The 15315-nt window shown below is 58.0% G+C and carries 18 protein-coding genes and 2 tRNA genes; 12 read left to right on the forward strand and 8 right to left on the reverse strand.

Annotated features, from left to right (window positions below):
* Positions 1–8 precede the first annotated feature (8 nt).
* From ACZ1HM_RS12050 to ACZ1HM_RS12060, 3 genes are all read left to right on the forward strand, one after another.
* Positions 9–710, forward strand: coding sequence for a corrinoid protein (locus tag ACZ1HM_RS12050; RefSeq protein ID WP_472742983.1), 702 nt, complete (start codon positions 9–11; stop codon positions 708–710).
* A 91-nt stretch (positions 711–801) separates the two neighbouring features.
* Positions 802–957, forward strand: coding sequence for a hypothetical protein (locus ACZ1HM_RS12055; protein WP_472742984.1), 156 nt, complete (start codon positions 802–804; stop codon positions 955–957).
* Positions 954–1589, forward strand: a complete 636-nt coding sequence (locus ACZ1HM_RS12060; protein ID WP_472742985.1) for a DUF1638 domain-containing protein — start codon at positions 954–956, stop codon at positions 1587–1589. Before ACZ1HM_RS12055 ends, ACZ1HM_RS12060 begins: the two co-directional genes overlap by 4 nt.
* A gap of 290 nt (positions 1590–1879) precedes the next feature.
* Here the strand turns inward: ACZ1HM_RS12060 and ACZ1HM_RS12065 are convergent, their stop codons facing one another.
* Entirely contained in the window at positions 1880–2293 is a 414-nt protein-coding gene (locus tag ACZ1HM_RS12065; protein ID WP_472742986.1) for a SufE family protein, read from the reverse strand.
* A 123-nt stretch (positions 2294–2416) separates the two neighbouring features.
* Between ACZ1HM_RS12065 and ACZ1HM_RS12070 the strand changes: the two genes are divergently transcribed.
* Positions 2417–2935 carry a hypothetical protein gene (locus ACZ1HM_RS12070; protein WP_472742987.1) on the forward strand — a complete coding sequence of 173 codons (519 nt, stop codon included), beginning with the start codon at positions 2417–2419 and terminating at the stop codon, positions 2933–2935.
* A gap of 297 nt (positions 2936–3232) precedes the next feature.
* Here ACZ1HM_RS12070 and rnd read toward each other — a convergent pair whose 3' ends face one another.
* The 4 genes from rnd to ACZ1HM_RS12090 all read right to left on the reverse strand — a co-directional run bounded on the left by rnd (position 3233) and on the right by ACZ1HM_RS12090 (position 7758).
* Positions 3233–4390 (reverse strand): ribonuclease D, encoded by a 1158-nt coding sequence (rnd, locus tag ACZ1HM_RS12075; protein WP_472742988.1) that lies wholly within the window; start codon positions 4388–4390, stop codon positions 3233–3235.
* A 73-nt stretch (positions 4391–4463) separates the two neighbouring features.
* Positions 4464–5060, reverse strand: a complete 597-nt coding sequence (gene purN, locus ACZ1HM_RS12080) for a phosphoribosylglycinamide formyltransferase (protein WP_472742989.1) — start codon at positions 5058–5060, stop codon at positions 4464–4466.
* Positions 5057–6097, reverse strand: a complete 1041-nt coding sequence (gene purM, locus ACZ1HM_RS12085) for a phosphoribosylformylglycinamidine cyclo-ligase (RefSeq protein ID WP_472742990.1) — start codon at positions 6095–6097, stop codon at positions 5057–5059. Before purM ends, purN begins: the two co-directional genes overlap by 4 nt.
* 452 nt (positions 6098–6549) lie before the next feature.
* Positions 6550–7758, reverse strand: a complete 1209-nt coding sequence (locus ACZ1HM_RS12090; RefSeq protein WP_472742991.1) for an OmpA family protein — start codon at positions 7756–7758, stop codon at positions 6550–6552.
* Positions 7759–8083: 325 nt separating this feature from the next.
* Here ACZ1HM_RS12090 and ACZ1HM_RS12095 point away from each other — a divergent pair.
* A tRNA-Ile gene (locus tag ACZ1HM_RS12095) sits at positions 8084–8160 on the forward strand.
* Between the two features lie 2 nt (positions 8161–8162).
* Here ACZ1HM_RS12095 and ACZ1HM_RS12100 read toward each other — a convergent pair.
* Both ACZ1HM_RS12100 and ACZ1HM_RS12105 read right to left on the reverse strand, forming a co-directional pair.
* Complete coding sequence (locus tag ACZ1HM_RS12100) at positions 8163–8612, reverse strand: DUF4442 domain-containing protein (RefSeq protein ID WP_472742992.1); 450 nt, start codon at positions 8610–8612, stop codon at positions 8163–8165.
* A 144-nt stretch (positions 8613–8756) separates the two neighbouring features.
* Positions 8757–10082 carry an ATP-binding protein gene (locus ACZ1HM_RS12105; RefSeq protein WP_472744613.1) on the reverse strand — a complete coding sequence of 442 codons (1326 nt, stop codon included), beginning with the start codon at positions 10080–10082 and terminating at the stop codon, positions 8757–8759.
* A 46-nt stretch (positions 10083–10128) separates the two neighbouring features.
* On the opposite strand from ACZ1HM_RS12105, the gene ACZ1HM_RS12110 reads away from it, so the two are divergent.
* Entirely contained in the window at positions 10129–11052 is a 924-nt protein-coding gene (locus ACZ1HM_RS12110) for an MBL fold metallo-hydrolase (RefSeq protein WP_472742993.1), read from the forward strand.
* A gap of 70 nt (positions 11053–11122) precedes the next feature.
* Positions 11123–11197, forward strand: a tRNA-Asn gene (locus ACZ1HM_RS12115).
* Positions 11198–11582: 385 nt separating this feature from the next.
* Here ACZ1HM_RS12115 and ACZ1HM_RS12120 read toward each other — a convergent pair.
* A complete protein-coding gene (locus tag ACZ1HM_RS12120; RefSeq protein WP_472742994.1) occupies positions 11583–11972 on the reverse strand; it encodes a YopX family protein in 390 nt (129 codons plus the stop codon).
* Between the two features lie 669 nt (positions 11973–12641).
* On the opposite strand from ACZ1HM_RS12120, the gene ACZ1HM_RS12125 reads away from it, so the two are divergent.
* Genes ACZ1HM_RS12125 through ACZ1HM_RS12145 form a run of 5 tightly spaced genes read left to right on the forward strand, consistent with a single transcriptional unit; the run spans position 12642 to position 15045 of the window.
* Positions 12642–12797, forward strand: a complete 156-nt coding sequence (locus tag ACZ1HM_RS12125) for a hypothetical protein (RefSeq protein WP_472742995.1) — start codon at positions 12642–12644, stop codon at positions 12795–12797.
* A 43-nt stretch (positions 12798–12840) separates the two neighbouring features.
* Positions 12841–13233 carry a hypothetical protein gene (locus tag ACZ1HM_RS12130; protein ID WP_472742996.1) on the forward strand — a complete coding sequence of 131 codons (393 nt, stop codon included), beginning with the start codon at positions 12841–12843 and terminating at the stop codon, positions 13231–13233.
* A 14-nt stretch (positions 13234–13247) separates the two neighbouring features.
* Positions 13248–14273 (forward strand): hypothetical protein, encoded by a 1026-nt coding sequence (locus tag ACZ1HM_RS12135; RefSeq protein ID WP_472742997.1) that lies wholly within the window; start codon positions 13248–13250, stop codon positions 14271–14273.
* Positions 14273–14689, forward strand: a complete 417-nt coding sequence (locus ACZ1HM_RS12140; protein WP_472742998.1) for a hypothetical protein — start codon at positions 14273–14275, stop codon at positions 14687–14689. Before ACZ1HM_RS12135 ends, ACZ1HM_RS12140 begins: the two co-directional genes overlap by 1 nt.
* On the forward strand, positions 14686–15045 hold the full coding sequence (locus tag ACZ1HM_RS12145; protein ID WP_472742999.1) for a tetratricopeptide repeat protein: 360 nt from the start codon (positions 14686–14688) through the stop codon (positions 15043–15045). Before ACZ1HM_RS12140 ends, ACZ1HM_RS12145 begins: the two co-directional genes overlap by 4 nt.
* The last annotated feature ends 270 nt before the right edge of the window (positions 15046–15315 follow it).

Raw genomic sequence — 15315 nt, forward strand, 5'->3', positions numbered from 1 at the left:
TAAGAGCAATGTCCGACGAAGACGATATCATCCTGTCCGAACTTGATGACGAAGAGCTTGTCCAACAGATGTTTGACGACCTCTACGACGGTCTCAAAGAAGAGATCGAAGAAGGTGTTGAAATCCTGCTGGAACGCAAGTGGGAACCCTATGACATTCTGACCAAGGCATTGGTCGGCGGCATGACCATTGTCGGCGCTGACTTCCGCGATGGCATTTTGTTTGTGCCAGAGGTGCTGCTGGCGGCCAACGCGATGAAAGGTGGCATGGCCATTTTGAAACCGCTGCTGGCTGAAACCGGCGCGCCACGGGTCGGCAAAATGGTGATCGGCACCGTCAAAGGCGACATTCACGACATCGGCAAAAACCTCGTCGGCATGATGATGGAAGGCGCTGGGTTCGAAGTGGTCGATCTGGGCATCAACAACCCGGTTGAGAACTACATCGACGCGATGGAAAAAGAAGGCCCTGATATCCTGGGCATGTCCGCCCTGCTGACCACCACCATGCCATACATGAAGGTCGTGATCGACACGATGGTCGAACAAGGCATCCGCGATGATTACATCGTGCTGGTCGGCGGTGCGCCCCTGAACGAAGAGTTCGGAAAAGCCATCGGCGCTGACGCCTACTGCCGCGATGCCGCCGTTGCGGTTGAAACGGCCAAGGAATGGATGGCACGCAAGCACAATCAGCCCAAAACGGCCTGATCCCTTGCATGCAGATCGTGAAAGGCCCCAGCTTTCAGCGGGGCCTTTTTTGTGCGCAAGACATGATTATCTCCTCAGGAAAGGAGTTCACATGCCACTTAGCCGTCTGATCCTGATCCTCGCCACCGTGATCTTTGCCGCCGCCGTCACCGTCTGGTTGCTAAGCTATGGCAGCCCAGGCCTGCTGGTCGCCGCCCTGCCCGCCTTTATGATCGCAGGCGTTGCTCTTTGGTGGTTTCGGCGATGATCCCGTCCGATCACACTCTGACAGCCGATGGCATGGCGCCTGATGGCACCTCCGGCCAGGTCCTGCTCATTGCCTGCGGTGCCTTGGCGCGCGAGATCCTGGAACTCAAAGCTGCCAACGGCTGGACACATCTGGATCTGACCTGCCTGCCCGCAAGCTTCCACCTCTACCCCGAAAAGATCACCCAAGCGGTGCGCGATGCCGTTGCCAAATACCGTGATGCCTATCACAGCATCTTTGTGGTCTACGCCGATTGTGGCACCGGCGGCCAACTGCAAGCCGCCTGCGCTGAGATGGGCGTTGAAATGGTCGCAGGTCCGCATTGCTACAGCTTCTTTGAAGGCAACGCCGCCTTCGCCGAAAAAGCAGAAGAAGAATTCACCGCCTTCTACCTCACCGACTTTCTTGTCCGCCAATTCGACGCCTTTGTGTGGAAACCCATGGGTCTAGACCGCCACCCCGACCTGCGCGACATGTACTTTGGCAATTACGAAAAGCTGGTCTATCAGGCCCAGACCGATGATCCCGCCCTTACCGCCAAAGCACAAGACTGCGCCCAACGGCTCGGCCTGGCATTTGAACGCCGCTACACCGGCTACGGCGATCTCTCAACAACACTGGCCACCCTCTAACCCGGCCCAGGGGCAAGGCGCTGCCCCCAGCTTCATCTTTCCCCTACAACTTCTGCACCCCAAAACCATCAGATGCACCGCCCGCGATGGCCACCCAAACGCGACTCCGCCTCTAAGCACCACGCACATACCGCCACACCGGCCAAGGCGAACTCCAAACAACCCTAGCCACACGCGCCCCCGCACCGGGTCAAACGCCGCCCCCAGCTTCATCTTTCCCACTACAACTCCTGCACCCCAGAACGACCAAACACACCGCGTATGATGGCCACCCAAGCACTCCCCAAGGCTCACCCCGCCTCAGCCACCGCCGTCTCACGGATGCGTTCTATCATGGCCCGCAGCCCGTTGGAGCGTTGTGCCGACAGATGATCGTTCAACCCCAAACGCCCCATCTCGGCGCGCGCGTCTACCGCGATGACCTCCGCTGGGGTCAGACCATTATAAAGGGCGCGCAAGACCGCGATCAGCCCCGATACGATCATCGCATCACTGGCGCCGTCAAAATGCAGCCGCCCGCCCTCGAATTGCGCATGCAACCAAACCTGTGACGCACAGCCGTCCACCTTGGTGGCCCCAACACGCAGCGCCTCTTCGAGCGGCTCCATCGCCTTGCCCTGGTCAATCACATGGCGATAGCGATCTTCCCAGTCGTCGAGAAACTCAAAATCCTCAACAAGCTCTTCGAATGCCGCACTGGCCATGGGCGCGTCCTTTCCTGATCTGTTGCCCTCAGGTAGGCGGGCACATCCCAAAGGTCCAGCCCCTTCCCAAGCCTGCACCAATGAGGTAGTCAAATCCTGAGCAGAATTTGCAAGGCAGGCCCCATGCGCAAGTCGATTTCTACACTCTTGGTCGCAACCCTTGTGCTGAGCGCCTGTGCCACTGTGCGCGACAGCCGCGTAAACCCCCTCAACTGGTTTGGTCAAAGCCGGTCTGAACCTGTGGAAGTGGTTGAAAACACGAACCCTTTGATCCCCAAACGCGGCGGGCTTTTTGCCCGTGATCGCGAACGCGCGGCCGCCTATCAGGGCCGCCCTTTTGATCAGGTTAGCGATTTGCGGGTCGAACGCGTGCCCGGCGGTGCAATCGTGCGCGCCACGGGTCTGGCGGAACGCCAAGGCATCTATGCAGTCCAGCTCACCCCCGAGAACGAAGATCTAGAGCCCGTGGAGGGCGTGCTGACCTTCCGTCTGGAAGGTGTGCTGCCAGATCGCGCCACGCGCATTGGGGCGGTGCCCACGCGGGAAGTCACCGCTGGCTTTCAGCTGACAGACGGTGATCTGCGCGGCGTGCGCACCATTCGTGTTGAAGGCGCGCGTAATGTGCGCAGCGTGCGGCGGTAAACGCAGAGTTTCGTTTGAGCGCGTCACACGGCGGGTGCTGATTTTGACACGCATGTCCCGATTGGCAGACCGTGATGCCTTAGACGGCAGATCGCGTTATCAGGCCTAAGGATGGCACGCTTTGCGGATGGTCGGTGGCCCTGCTCCGCCGAAAACTATGACCCGTCCATCATGACAATAGAAATGGTGGCTTGCGCAGGAACGCGCAAAACAACAGCGTATCACCCTGCCTGAAACGATCCATATCAACGGGTTATAGGATGCGCTCTGGACCTACCTGGCCAGAGACGTGCCAGCCTAGACCTCAACAACCACAACGTCAGAGCCTCGCGCGGTGAGGGCAATCTCACCCTCACAAAGCCGCAGCGCGTCATTGCCAAAGACCTCGCGCCGCCACCCTTTGAGCGCAGGCACATCGCGTTGCCCGGCGGCAATCTCATCCAGATCTGCGGCAGGTGCGATCAGCTTGGCGGCCACGCCTGCCTGCTCGGTCTTTGCCTTCAACAAGACCCGCAGCAAATCTGCCAGCGCTGGGTTCACCTGGAGTTTGTCACGGCTGCGGTCCGGCTTGGGCAGGTCGTCGGGGCTGCAGGCGATGCCCGCAGCGATGGCTTTCAGGATGCCTTCGGCAATGTCACCGCGCCGCGCTTCGCGCAACAGCAAACGCGCGCGCCCCAGCTCTTCGCTGTTCTTGGGTTTCAGGCTGGCCAATTCCACCAACGCATCATCCTTGAACACCCGGTTGCGCGGCACGTTCCGGGTTTGGGCGAACTCTTCTCTGAAAGCGGCCAGTTCGCGCACCATGCCAAGAAACTTGGGCGAATTCGTCCGGGTTTTGACCCGCTTCCACGCATCGCGCGGCAATGTGATATAGGTCGCCGGTGAGGTCAGCGTGGTCAGCTCTTCGGCCACCCAACGCTCGCGCCCGTTTTCTTCCAGCGTATCTGCCAAATGCATATAAATCTGGCGCAGGTGGGTCACATCCGCCAGCGCGTATTTCTTTTGCGCATCCGTCAAAGGACGGCGGGACCAATCAGTGAACCTTGAGGTTTTATCGACGCCGGTATGGCAGATCTTGCGCACCAGAGTTTCATAGCCCACCTGTTCGCCAAAGCCGCAGACCATGGCGGCGACCTGCGTGTCAAAAAGCGGTTCTGGAAACACGCCAGCCTCGACAAAGAAGATTTCCAGATCCTGACGTGCCGCATGAAAGACCTTGACCACATCTGTGTTGCGGAAAAGCTCATAAAGCGGCTCAAGCGATATGCCTGAGGCCAATGGATCAACAAGAACCGCGTTGTCATCGCCACTGCCGGGCATGGCCAACTGCACAAGACACAGCTTGGAATAATAGGTGCGTTCCCGCAGAAATTCGGTGTCTACGGTGACAAAAGGATGGGCCGCGGCCTCAGTGCAGAACGCTGCCAGCGCGTCGGTTGTGGTGATTGTTTTCATCAGCTTGCTTTGTGGAAGGGCGAAAACGCCTGGGGTTTCTTCACAGCTATAGCAAGCTGGCGGGCTTGGCCAGTCAGCCCGTGATCATTACCGGCGTCCGGTCCCCCGCAGCAAACCGCCGCAGCACCGCTGGATAGAGCTGGTGTTCGAGCTTCAGCACCCGCGCGGCCAAAGCCTCCGCGCTTTCGCTCGGCTCCACCGCAAGGCGCGCCTGCCCCAGAAGCGGGCCATCATCCAGCGCGGCCGTGACTTCATGCACGGTGCAGCCATGCTCAGTATCGCCAGCTTCAAGCGCGCGGGCGTGGGTGTGAAGCCCCTTGTATTTAGGCAATAGCGAAGGGTGGATGTTGATCATCCGGCCAGACCAGGCGTCAATAAACCCCGCCGTCAGGATCCGCATGAAACCGGCAAGACAGATCATATCGGGGCTGTGTTTGGCCAGGGCCTGTGACACTGCCGTCTCAAACGCGGCGCGGTCGCCTTTGAAAGGCCGGTGATCCACCGTTTCTGTAGGGATGCCTTGCGCCTTGGCCCAGGCGATGCCACCGGCCGCTGCATCGTTTGAAAAGATCACAGCCGGACGCGCCGGGTGATCGGCCCCCATATCCTCGACCAGCGCGCGCATGTTTGACCCGCCGCCTGACAGAAAAATCGCGACCTTCTTTGTCAAAGGATGCGACCCCGATAGGTCACCTCAGCCCCGTCAACGATCTGGCCGATGCGCACCGCCTCATGTCCGTCCGTGGCAAAGGCCGCGGCGGCGGCGTCAACCTTGTCTTGCGCCACCACAGCGATCATGCCGATGCCGGCGTTGAAGGTTTTCAAGAGCTCAGCAGGTTCCAGCCCCGCCTGCGCAGACAGCCAGCCGAAGACGGGCGGCAAATCCCATGCATCCAAATCAATCTCAGCGCCCAACCCCTCGGGCAAGACGCGCGGCAGGTTCTCAGTCAGGCCACCGCCGGTGATATGGGCCAATGCGCTGACAGCGTCGGCCCGCAGGGCCGCAACAGCGCCTTTGACATAGAGCTTTGTTGGGGTCAGCAACGCCTCCCCCAAAGTACCCTCAGCCCAGGGACAGGTATCCGCCCACCCCAAGCCGCTCAGTTCCACAACTTTGCGCACCAAAGAATACCCGTTGGAATGCACCCCATTGCTGGGCAGCCCCAAAAGCACATCGCCCGCCTGCACGTCGCGGGGCAATTCCGCGCCCCGCTCCATCGCACCAACGGCAAAGCCCGCAAGATCGAAATCCCCTGCCCCGTACATGCCAGGCATCTCTGCCGTCTCGCCGCCGATCAGCGCGCAGCCTGACTGCACGCAGCCTTCTGCAATGCCTTCGATGATCCGTGCGGCCTGATCCAGCTCCAACTTGCCGGTGGCGAAATAATCCAGGAAAAACAGCGGCTCAGCACCCTGACACACCAGATCATTCACGCACATCGCAACCAGATCAATGCCAATGCCATCCACATTGCCCGTATCAATCGCGATGCGCAGTTTGGTGCCCACGCCGTCAGTTGCCGCCACAAGCACCGGATCTTCAAACCCGGCCCCTTTCAGATCAAAGAGCGCGCCAAACCCGCCCAGCCCCGACATTGTGCCAGGCCGCATGGTACGCTTGGCGGCGGGTTTGATCCGCTCCACCAGGGCGTTGCCTGCGTCAATGTCCACACCCGCATCGGCATAGGTTAGCCCGTTCTTGGTCATGTGTGATCCCCGCTGTGTCGCTTTGCGGTGCGATACCCCATTGCCCGAGGTCAGGCAACCGCGTGCTGCATTGCAAAAAAGAGGCGCGAGAGGCACCTCTTTGTTTTGATATCCGGTCTAGGGTCAGGACCCATTCATTTCGTGCCGCTGGCGTCAAAACCGCGAAGTTTCAGTGGTTTGAGACATGTCCGCGCAGAACGGGTTCATTGCAAATGGCTCATGCCGCTGAAAGGAAGCGGTTTTGTCGTCCTTCGGATTTGACGGATTTTCCCCATGAGCTGCGTTACATCTGCTTGAAATTCAACAAGAGTTCCTGCGCAGATGTGCCTTGTCACAAGAAAAATCTGTCAAACCAGTGGCGCGAAATGAATGAGTCCTGACCCTAGGGTTTGTTGCGTATCACCGTCCGAGCCGGCATGAGGCCGAGCGGTGAAACGCAGCAGCGTAAGAGATCAATCAGAGATGACCTGAAAATCAATCCGGCTGTTGGGCAAACCCGGCTGGCCCGGCACGTTGACCGAATAGGACGGCGCGCCGATCAGGATCTGATCGCTTGGCAGCCCTGCCGCGACAAGAGAGCTCATCATCGCAAGCGCCCGCAGACGACCGGTTCTGATGTCTTCGCGTGTGCCAGGCTCATCTGAGTGCTGGCCCACAAGCCGCAGCCGCGCGCCATCACAGCGCGTCACTTCTGCCGCGAGTTGGAACACGGCTTCCAGATCGTTTGTCGGCACGGTGATGGAGCCTGGTGCATAGAACTGGCGCATCTGCTGGGCCTTTTGATCCAGCTCTGCCGCACAGGCCGACACGTTCGGCTGCCACGGGCTGGGCTGGGCAGAGAAGCTGACCCGCTGCGCGCTTTCCACGATGGAGAATTCAACCCGGCGGTCGTAATAGGCGGCACCGTTTGGCCCCTGTACCCGCGAAGGACGCGTATCGCCAAAGCCTACGGCAAAGAAGTTCGTGGTATCGATCCCGGAGGCGGCCAAGCGGCTGATCACAGCCTGGGCACGCTTTTCGCTCAGCACCTGATTGGTGCGCGGATCACCGGAAGGGTCAGAATGCCCTTCGACCTGAACCGAATAGCCCGGGCAGTCGCGCGCCACGATGCCGATCAAGCGGGCTGCGTTAAAGCCTGCCTCTTCTCCAGCAGCGGCACCGGCGGGGAAATAGATGCGTGCCTGACCGGCCAGCGCCCGCAGATCCTCACCACAGGCGTCTGCAACCGCGAGGTTGCTTTGCGCGGAGTTAAAGAACGCCGCAGCGCTTTCGGTATCAACCTGCGGGGTTGGCGTGCGCTCAACCGCAGCCGGCTGGGGCACCGGGGCCACCTGCAACAGATCAACGGGGGCGCTGCGTGTGACTTCATCCTCGGCCTGCTGCGTGCGCGCGGCCTGAAGGGCGGCGACAATCTCGGTATCGGTCTGGGGCAAAGCGGTGGTCGCCTGCGGGTCCAAAGCGGCCTCAACAGAGGCTGTCAACCTGTCAACCTTGGGTTGCGCCTGAACCGCCGGCGCGACCACCGGCTCTTGTTGTGGGGCTTCCGCCGTCTGTTTCTGAAAGAACGGCAGACCGTCTCCCCCACCGACAAAGCCTGTTGCCACAAGCAGTAAGGCAGCGGTCGGTGCCATCCACGAGATGTTGTTTTTCAGAAAGTTCATACTCAAGTCCCCCAACTAAGTCTTGTTATCTGCGCAGCCAATTCAGCAGCTTTTCGCCTGCGCTGGTCTATATTGTTAAGAACGAAGGGCTGACGTCAACATAATGTATGGGATTGAGCCGCTGAAACGGGAGTTATCCACAGGAAACTCACAGGGCGCCCTCAAATCGGGGCAGGCACTGCTACCCTGACGGGAACATCTGAATGGGCCGCAAACATGCGCGGCGCAGCGGCGCGGGACCGGCAAAGCAATTTCGAGCAAAGAAAAAGACCGCACGCCCAAGGCTTGACGAACCGCCGCTGCGGGCATACCCAAGCGGCATGGCGGGCCTGTAGCTCAATTGGTTAGAGCAGAGCGCTCATAACGCTTTGGTTGCGGGTTCAAGTCCTGCCGGGCCTACCATTTCACCGCTGTTTGCTGACATACCAGTTCACCACCATCTCCACCACGGTGTCGCCTTCTGCGTCCTGGATATCGACATGGATGTCAAAGGCCACTTTCCCGGTGTCTTCGATGGCCTGCATCAATTCAGCGGCGGGCAGTGACGCCTTGGCATGCGCTGTCAGCAGCCCCTTGGCGACCTTCTTGTAGGTGATGCCTGCTGTGGCCGCCACGGGGCGCATTTGCAGGATGGCAGGGCCAAAAGCACCGGCCAGAGCCGCGCCTGAGGCAGCCTCGCCCAGGGTGAACATGGCCCCTGCGTGCATGGACCCGATGTGGTTTCCCACCTCACCGCGTTGATCCAGCTCCGCGCTGGCAGAGCCGTCCCCGATTTCAAGCAGTCTGACGCCAACATGGTTGGCAAAGGGGATCGCTTTATCAAGGTGATCTTTGATCATTTCATAGGGGGACACGGCAGGCTCCTTCGTTGCTGGACCTAGGTTTGGCAAACCGGGCGCGGTCTGGCAATTGTGCCGCTGGGTCAGTTATGCGTGTCCTCGGGTGCTTTGAGCTGTCACAGCGCAACCTCAGTCTGAGAAACAGAGGCGCTGCGGGCCTTAGCGCGCGATGACGATGTCCGCACGCAACCCACCCAACCGCTGGGATTCGCCTAGTCGCAGCACGCCCCCATGTGCGCGGGCAATGTCCGTGGCGATGGCCAGCCCCAGCCCCACGCCGCCGCCCTTGTCCTGGTTGCGGGCAGGATCCAGACGGGTAAAGGGGCGTGCAGCTTCCTCGCGGCGGTCTTCGGGAATGCCGGGGCCATCGTCTTCAACGCGGATGCGCAAGGTCTTGTCACTCAGCATCACGGACACCTCGGCGCGCGCGCCATAGCGTACGGCATTCGACAGCAGGTTATCCACCGCCCGCCGCATCGCCGTCCGCCGCAGCATCACCACACCTGTCCCCTGCCCCTCATCCGGCAGCAAGGTCACATCGCGGCCAGCGTTCTGCGCATCGGCCACGGTTTGGGCCACAAATTCATGCGGGTCCACAGCCTCTGGCGTGCCTTCTGTCGCACCTTTTGAGAAATCGAGGAACTCATCCAGCATCCCTTGCATGTCGGCGACGTCATCCAGCAACGGGTCGATGTCTTCGCCATCCAGCATCGACAGGCGCAACCGCATCCGGGTGAGCGGGGTCCGCAGATCGTGGCTGACACCCGACAACATCAGGGTGCGCTGTTCAATCTGGCGCTCAATACGCGCACGCATGTCGACAAAGGCGTTGCCAGCGCTGCGCACCTCCACCGCCCCTGCAGGTGAATAGGGCAAATGCCGCCCTCGGCCAAAGGCCTCAGCCGCGCGCGCCAGGCGTTTGATGGGTCTGAGCTGGTTGCGCAGATAGATAGACGCAATGAAGGTCATCACCACGCCGAAAAAGATCGTATAGACAAAGAGTTGATGGGGATTGCTGGCCGACATGCGGCGGCGGTCCACCTGAAACTCCAACGGTCCCAAACCGGTCTGCACAAAGATGCGCACCAACCTGTTGGTTTCTAAATCAACTGCCAGAAATCCCGGCAATCTCTCGGTCAACCGTTCAACAATCACCCGGCCTGAATAGTCATACCACACCATCAGGCTGGTTTGCGGCACCGCGTCCCCTGGCACGGGGACAACCTGAATGTTCAGCGGCGCAAACCTTGTGGCCACGTCTTCGGTGACGGCACCCTGATCTGACGCGTCTTCCACCACCGGCATGATCAGCTCAATCTCTCGCAGGATCGTGTCGGTCATCTGATAGGTCACGCCCTGAAAATGTCGCTGGGCAAAGACCACCATGACCACCAACTGGATAATCACCACAGGCAGCAGCAGGATCAGCGCGGCACGGCCATAGATGCCCCGTGGCAGATATCGTTTGAGCCAGACAAACATGATGCGCTAAGTCATAGAGCGCTGCCTGCGCCTATGAAAGGGTCAATGAATGTTGCCACCAGATGACTTTGACCCCGCGATTGGGGTGGCCGAAGTGCTTGAGCCGGGTCTGCGCCGGATCGTGGCCCCGAACCCGTCGCCCATGACCTATCGCGGCACCAACACCTATGTCTTGGGCACCAAGGGGCTGGCGGTGATTGATCCCGGCCCCGCAAGCGAGGCGCATCTCGCGGCAATATTGGACAATGTCGAACCGGGTCAGCACATCAGTCATATCCTGGTAACCCACACGCATCTGGATCATTCGCCCTTGGCGCGCCCCCTCTCAGAGAAGACAGGCGCGCCGGTGTTGGCCTTTGGAAGTGCCGAGGCCGGGCGATCTGTGGTTATGCAACAACTGGCGCAATCCGGCCTGATGGGCGGTGGCGAAGGCATTGATAAGGATTTTATCCCCGACCGGTCGCTCGCCGATGGGGAAACGATCGACGGCGATGGCTGGACGCTGGAGGCGCTGCATACGCCGGGGCATATCGGCAATCACCTGTCTTTTGCCTGGGGCAGCGCCTGTTTCACGGCCGATCACGTGATGGGGTGGGCATCCTCGCTTGTCTCTCCGCCGGACGGTGATCTGACGGACTTCATGACCTCATGCGCCAAGCTGGAGGCGCGCGCGTGGCGGGTGTTCTACCCCGGACACGGCGCACCGGTCGATGATCCCGGCGCGCGGCTGGCCTGGCTGGTGGCGCATCGACGCGCCCGCGAAGCCGCCATTCTGGAGGCTTTGGCGATAAAGCCAGCAACGGCCCAAGCGCTTGCGCGCCAGATCTATGCAGACACACCGCCCGCCCTGCTGGGGGCAGCGGCGCGCAACGTGCTGGCCCATCTCGTTGATTTAATGGGAAAATCACAGGTAGCTCCGCAAGGGGACTTGCGATCAGATGCCATCTTTGAACGCGTAACGGAGGGTGGCTGAAAATTTCTGAATTTTCACAGCAAAACCCTCTGGACCTGCCAAAATCTCACTGCTATATCGCCCAAACCGTTCCGGCGTAGCTCAGCGGTAGAGCAGTTGACTGTTAATCAATTGGTCGTAGGTTCGATCCCTACCGCCGGAGCCATAAAAAGCCCTTTAAGGTGGACGCCTTAGAGGGCTTTTTTGTTTCTAGGCCGATGCCGAAGTATGTGGCTGGTCACTTTTTGGTCACCCTCGCTGAGCGTTGAACACACCTCTCCCACCCACTCAAATTCGTTGCCAATACGTCACGCGCCGTGTGGGATCAGCGCATGGGTAGAGTTAGTCTTTCCGGTTGAGCCACCACTGAAGAACGATGAGGATCGCCTTCAGCAGAAACTCGACCAGAAGACGTTCGTCTTCTGACATCAGATATCCTGTATGAGATGTAATGAGTGAAGGCCCGCAGAACGACAAAAGCCCTGCACTGGGCAGGGCTTTGACTTGACATACGTCTTCCACTCACCAAATAGGCTATGTTCGAGGTTTGTTCAAGTATCCAGTTTCATCATTTCGGGGTTCTCGTAGATGTTATCTATGACTTCAGCTTGACGGTCAGAAATTGTCACTAATTCGTACACGCTGTTTTGGACAGACCCACCGACATAGAAACAACCGTATCGGAAACTCACCTCACCCGTTCCGGTGTCAGTCAGGTTAAGAACACGTCCCTGGCTGTCAATGTAGTTGGTATGGCGGTTGTCAGTGAGTAACAGAATGTCGCCTTCGTAGATCTCGACACCATTTTTATCGGTGAGGCCTGTGAACTGGAGTGGTTTGAAACACTTCGGAAAGTGAACGTATTGCTGTCGAAGTTTCGATGGCGGTCGCATCTCCTTCTTGTAACTATCCCAAGCTCGAAATTTGATTTCTCTTTTCATATGCAAACATCATTCCAGAGATCAGAACTCTGTCCAGCTCACCCTGTGGATAACTCAGCAAGTTTGGTCACTTCTTGGTCACCAAACCGGCTTCGCTTGCCCGGTCATTATTTCTTATGTTCTTACAGTGGGTTCTGTGGCGGTAGCAGTTGATTGGCGCTCAACTGGTCGCGTAAGCAGCTGATCTCATTGATGTACCCAAATTCTGTTAATCAATTGGTCGTAGGTTCGATCCCTACCGCCGGAGCCAAAGATTTCAAAGGCTGTGTGAGCAATCACGCAGCCTTTTTCTTTGGCCGATGCTGCCGCCCGGATGTGGCGCTGCCCCGCCGGGCAAGCTTTCCGGCCCCCCCCGAAAAAGCACGGATCGATACCGAGCCCCTGCCCCCCTGACATGCCTTGAAATGCCCCGATTTGCGTCACCGAATTTACAAACAAATCACGGAGACTGTCCAAATCAGCGCCGGCACATTTTCGGCACGTTTGATCGAATCGCCGGAGGTCTTAACGAATATTAAATGGTTAATCCGAAACAGCGGAATTCAGAACCCCAGCATTGTTTCGCCGCATCCGACAATAACGCCACATTTTCGAACATTTCTTGCCGCCAAGGGCATTACCAATTACCCAAACAGGCGGGGGAAAAGGTGTCAAACAAGGGGTTGAGAGATGGATCCAATTAACGAAGGCGGAAATGCCAACGGCGCAGTAGCCAACCAGGGCATGACGGCAGAACAAGAAGAAATGCTGGTCGAAGAATTCGCTCAATTTTGGTTCGAGTCCGAATTGATCGACGACGTTCTCGAAGACGTCAACGAGGACTAATCCCGCACCACACGGTGCAGATGTATTGAAGAGTGAAGTAACGATGACAGATGCTGTTTCCGCAATTGGGTCTCCAACCGCTTTGGAACCGATGAAGCCTGCCCACGCCAATGGCGCAGGTGAGGTGAACCAAAATGAGTTTTTGGATGTCTTGGACCGCGGCATTTCTCAGATCGCGAACCGCCCATCCCCACAGTCCACCTCTGAAACCGCTGGCGAAGGTTTTTCCGCTGAATACGGTGGCAGCGTTGGACAAGCAAAAATCGACATGAATGGCGGTGCGCAGCCAGACACGGAAGCCGCGTCTGCAGCCGAGGGTCAGACCCTCGAAACCCGCATTCAGTCTTTGTATTTTGAGCTGACCCATTACCAGATCGCTTGGAAGATCGCGCAGAACGTACAGCGCGATGTCAGCCAAGTTCTGCGCGGCAGCTGATCGGATAGTATTGAATGGCCTTTGCAGGTGTTTCTTCTCACCAGCGCATTGTCGCTGGGATGGTGGGCAAAGCCCGTCGCGTCGTGACTGACGCGGCGAAAGATACGGATATTCAGGTAGATATCACGTCAGGCTTTCAGGCCGGGCTTTCAAGAAAGCTCCGCGTGAGCGAGCTGAGCTTTGGCGCTGACGGTGCCAATGATGTGGTGCTGCTTGATGACGCGGCGACCCCAAAGAACGTTAAGATCAACTTCTTCCGCTCCGCCTTTGGCACGCTGGCCGACGTTCACGCGGCAGACGGCGCGCTTACCGTGGCAGACGCCACATTGGCCGCCGGTGAGACGCTGACGGACCAGACATTGCCCTTGACCGTCAATGTAGGTGAGACCCGCATCGTGCTGCGCCGCGCTGACGAAAAAGTTGCAGGCAAAACCAGCAAGGTGAAGGCCGCCACGTACAGCAGCGCTGGCCGTTTTTTCCGTCATGACCCGGTATTGGTCACGTCATTTGCTGGATTCTTCGTGGCACTTTTTGCTGCCTTTGTTATGAGCGGGCCATCGAATTTTTCCGACAACCACTACGTGACGCTAAATAACCCTACGGCGCAGCCGACGGCAGTTATTGAAAAGGTAGAAACGGATTGGACGGTTCAGGTTCAGGAACGTCTGGTTGAATTCGAATTGGCGGATCACATCCGCATTGATGAGTTATCAAGTGGTCTTTTGCGTTTGACCGGGCGTATTTCTGACGAAGATGTCACCTCCGTGCGCGCCATGCAGACCTGGATTGATGCACAAGCGGATATGCCAACGACGCTTTGGAAATTAAAGCGCAGCCCAAAGCTGGATATGGTGCCGACCGTTTCAATGGTGCGCCTGTCCGAACCTGCAGGTGTCTATTTGGAAAACGGTGCGGAAGTACGCCTGGGCCAGAACGTCATTGATGGCTGGACCCTCACGGACGTGACGCAAAACGAAATCACACTTGAGCGCGACGGCGAAAGCATTCGTGTGGATCTTGTTACGGGAGAGCTTTCCTAATGGTCGGAATTGCAACCCCAGGCCGCGGCACGTCACTTGCTGATTTGCGCCAAAAGGCCGATGAGCTTGGCAAGTCAAAGCTGTTCCAGCGTGACGTTGAGGAAAAGCCCGAAGCGCGGCATGAGAACTTCATCACATCTGTTGTGGCCAATCGCCAGCCCCCACGTCTGCCACTGGGCGAGATGTCGGAGCCTGAGGCGGATTCGCCCAGCGTGCTTTTTGCCCATGATCTCAAAAGCTTCTACAGCCGGAGCGATTCCGAAATCGCAGGTGACTTGGCACATATTTTTCTGACGCATGTGGAAGCCGCAGGCGCATTGAACAACCCCGATCTGAGCGATGCTTTCGCTGAGTTGGGCGAGTTGGCTCGCGATTATGAACACCTGCGCATTTTACGGACAGGAGAGCTTGGATGACCGCAACTGTCCACAACAGAGACTTCGCAGACGCCATTCCGCAGAACGTATCACTGACCGAAGTTGATACACTGCGCCAGATGTCTGCATTCTATCTCAGCTATGGCCGCGCAGCGACAGCAGAGAAACTGCTGCGTATTGTGGTTTGGCTGAACCCAAATGACGCCGAAGCGTTGCGCCTGAAGGCCCGCGCGCTGGCGCTGTTGGGCCGTCCTGGCAAAGCCGCCGAATTGCTGCTGCGTTTGCGTAAATCTCGCAGTGGAAACGTCACCCTTTCCGATTGGAAAGCAGTTGGTGTGGCCTTTATTCGTGCAGGTCAAATTAAGAACGCCCGCGCTATTCTTTTTAGAAAATAAACTATCCTAAATATCGTTTTCTGGGGCCCCAAAATTGGGGCCCTTTTTGCATTTATTTCCTCAATTTTTCAGCAAGTTGATTCGGCGAGAATGAGGCGCGTGAATTTCCCCGCAAGTGACAGTTTGTAAACGCCATCGGAGACTGTTTCCTGAGTGAAGTTAATTAACTGAAATATATGGCTTAAAATGGAAATCCTTTGGGGAACTTGACGACAAATGCTAAGAAAATTGTCGAGAAGAAGGAACGCCAAGCGCGGCGTTAGGAGTTCA

It is taken from the genome of Sulfitobacter sp. GN1-4 (assembly GCF_055693825.1).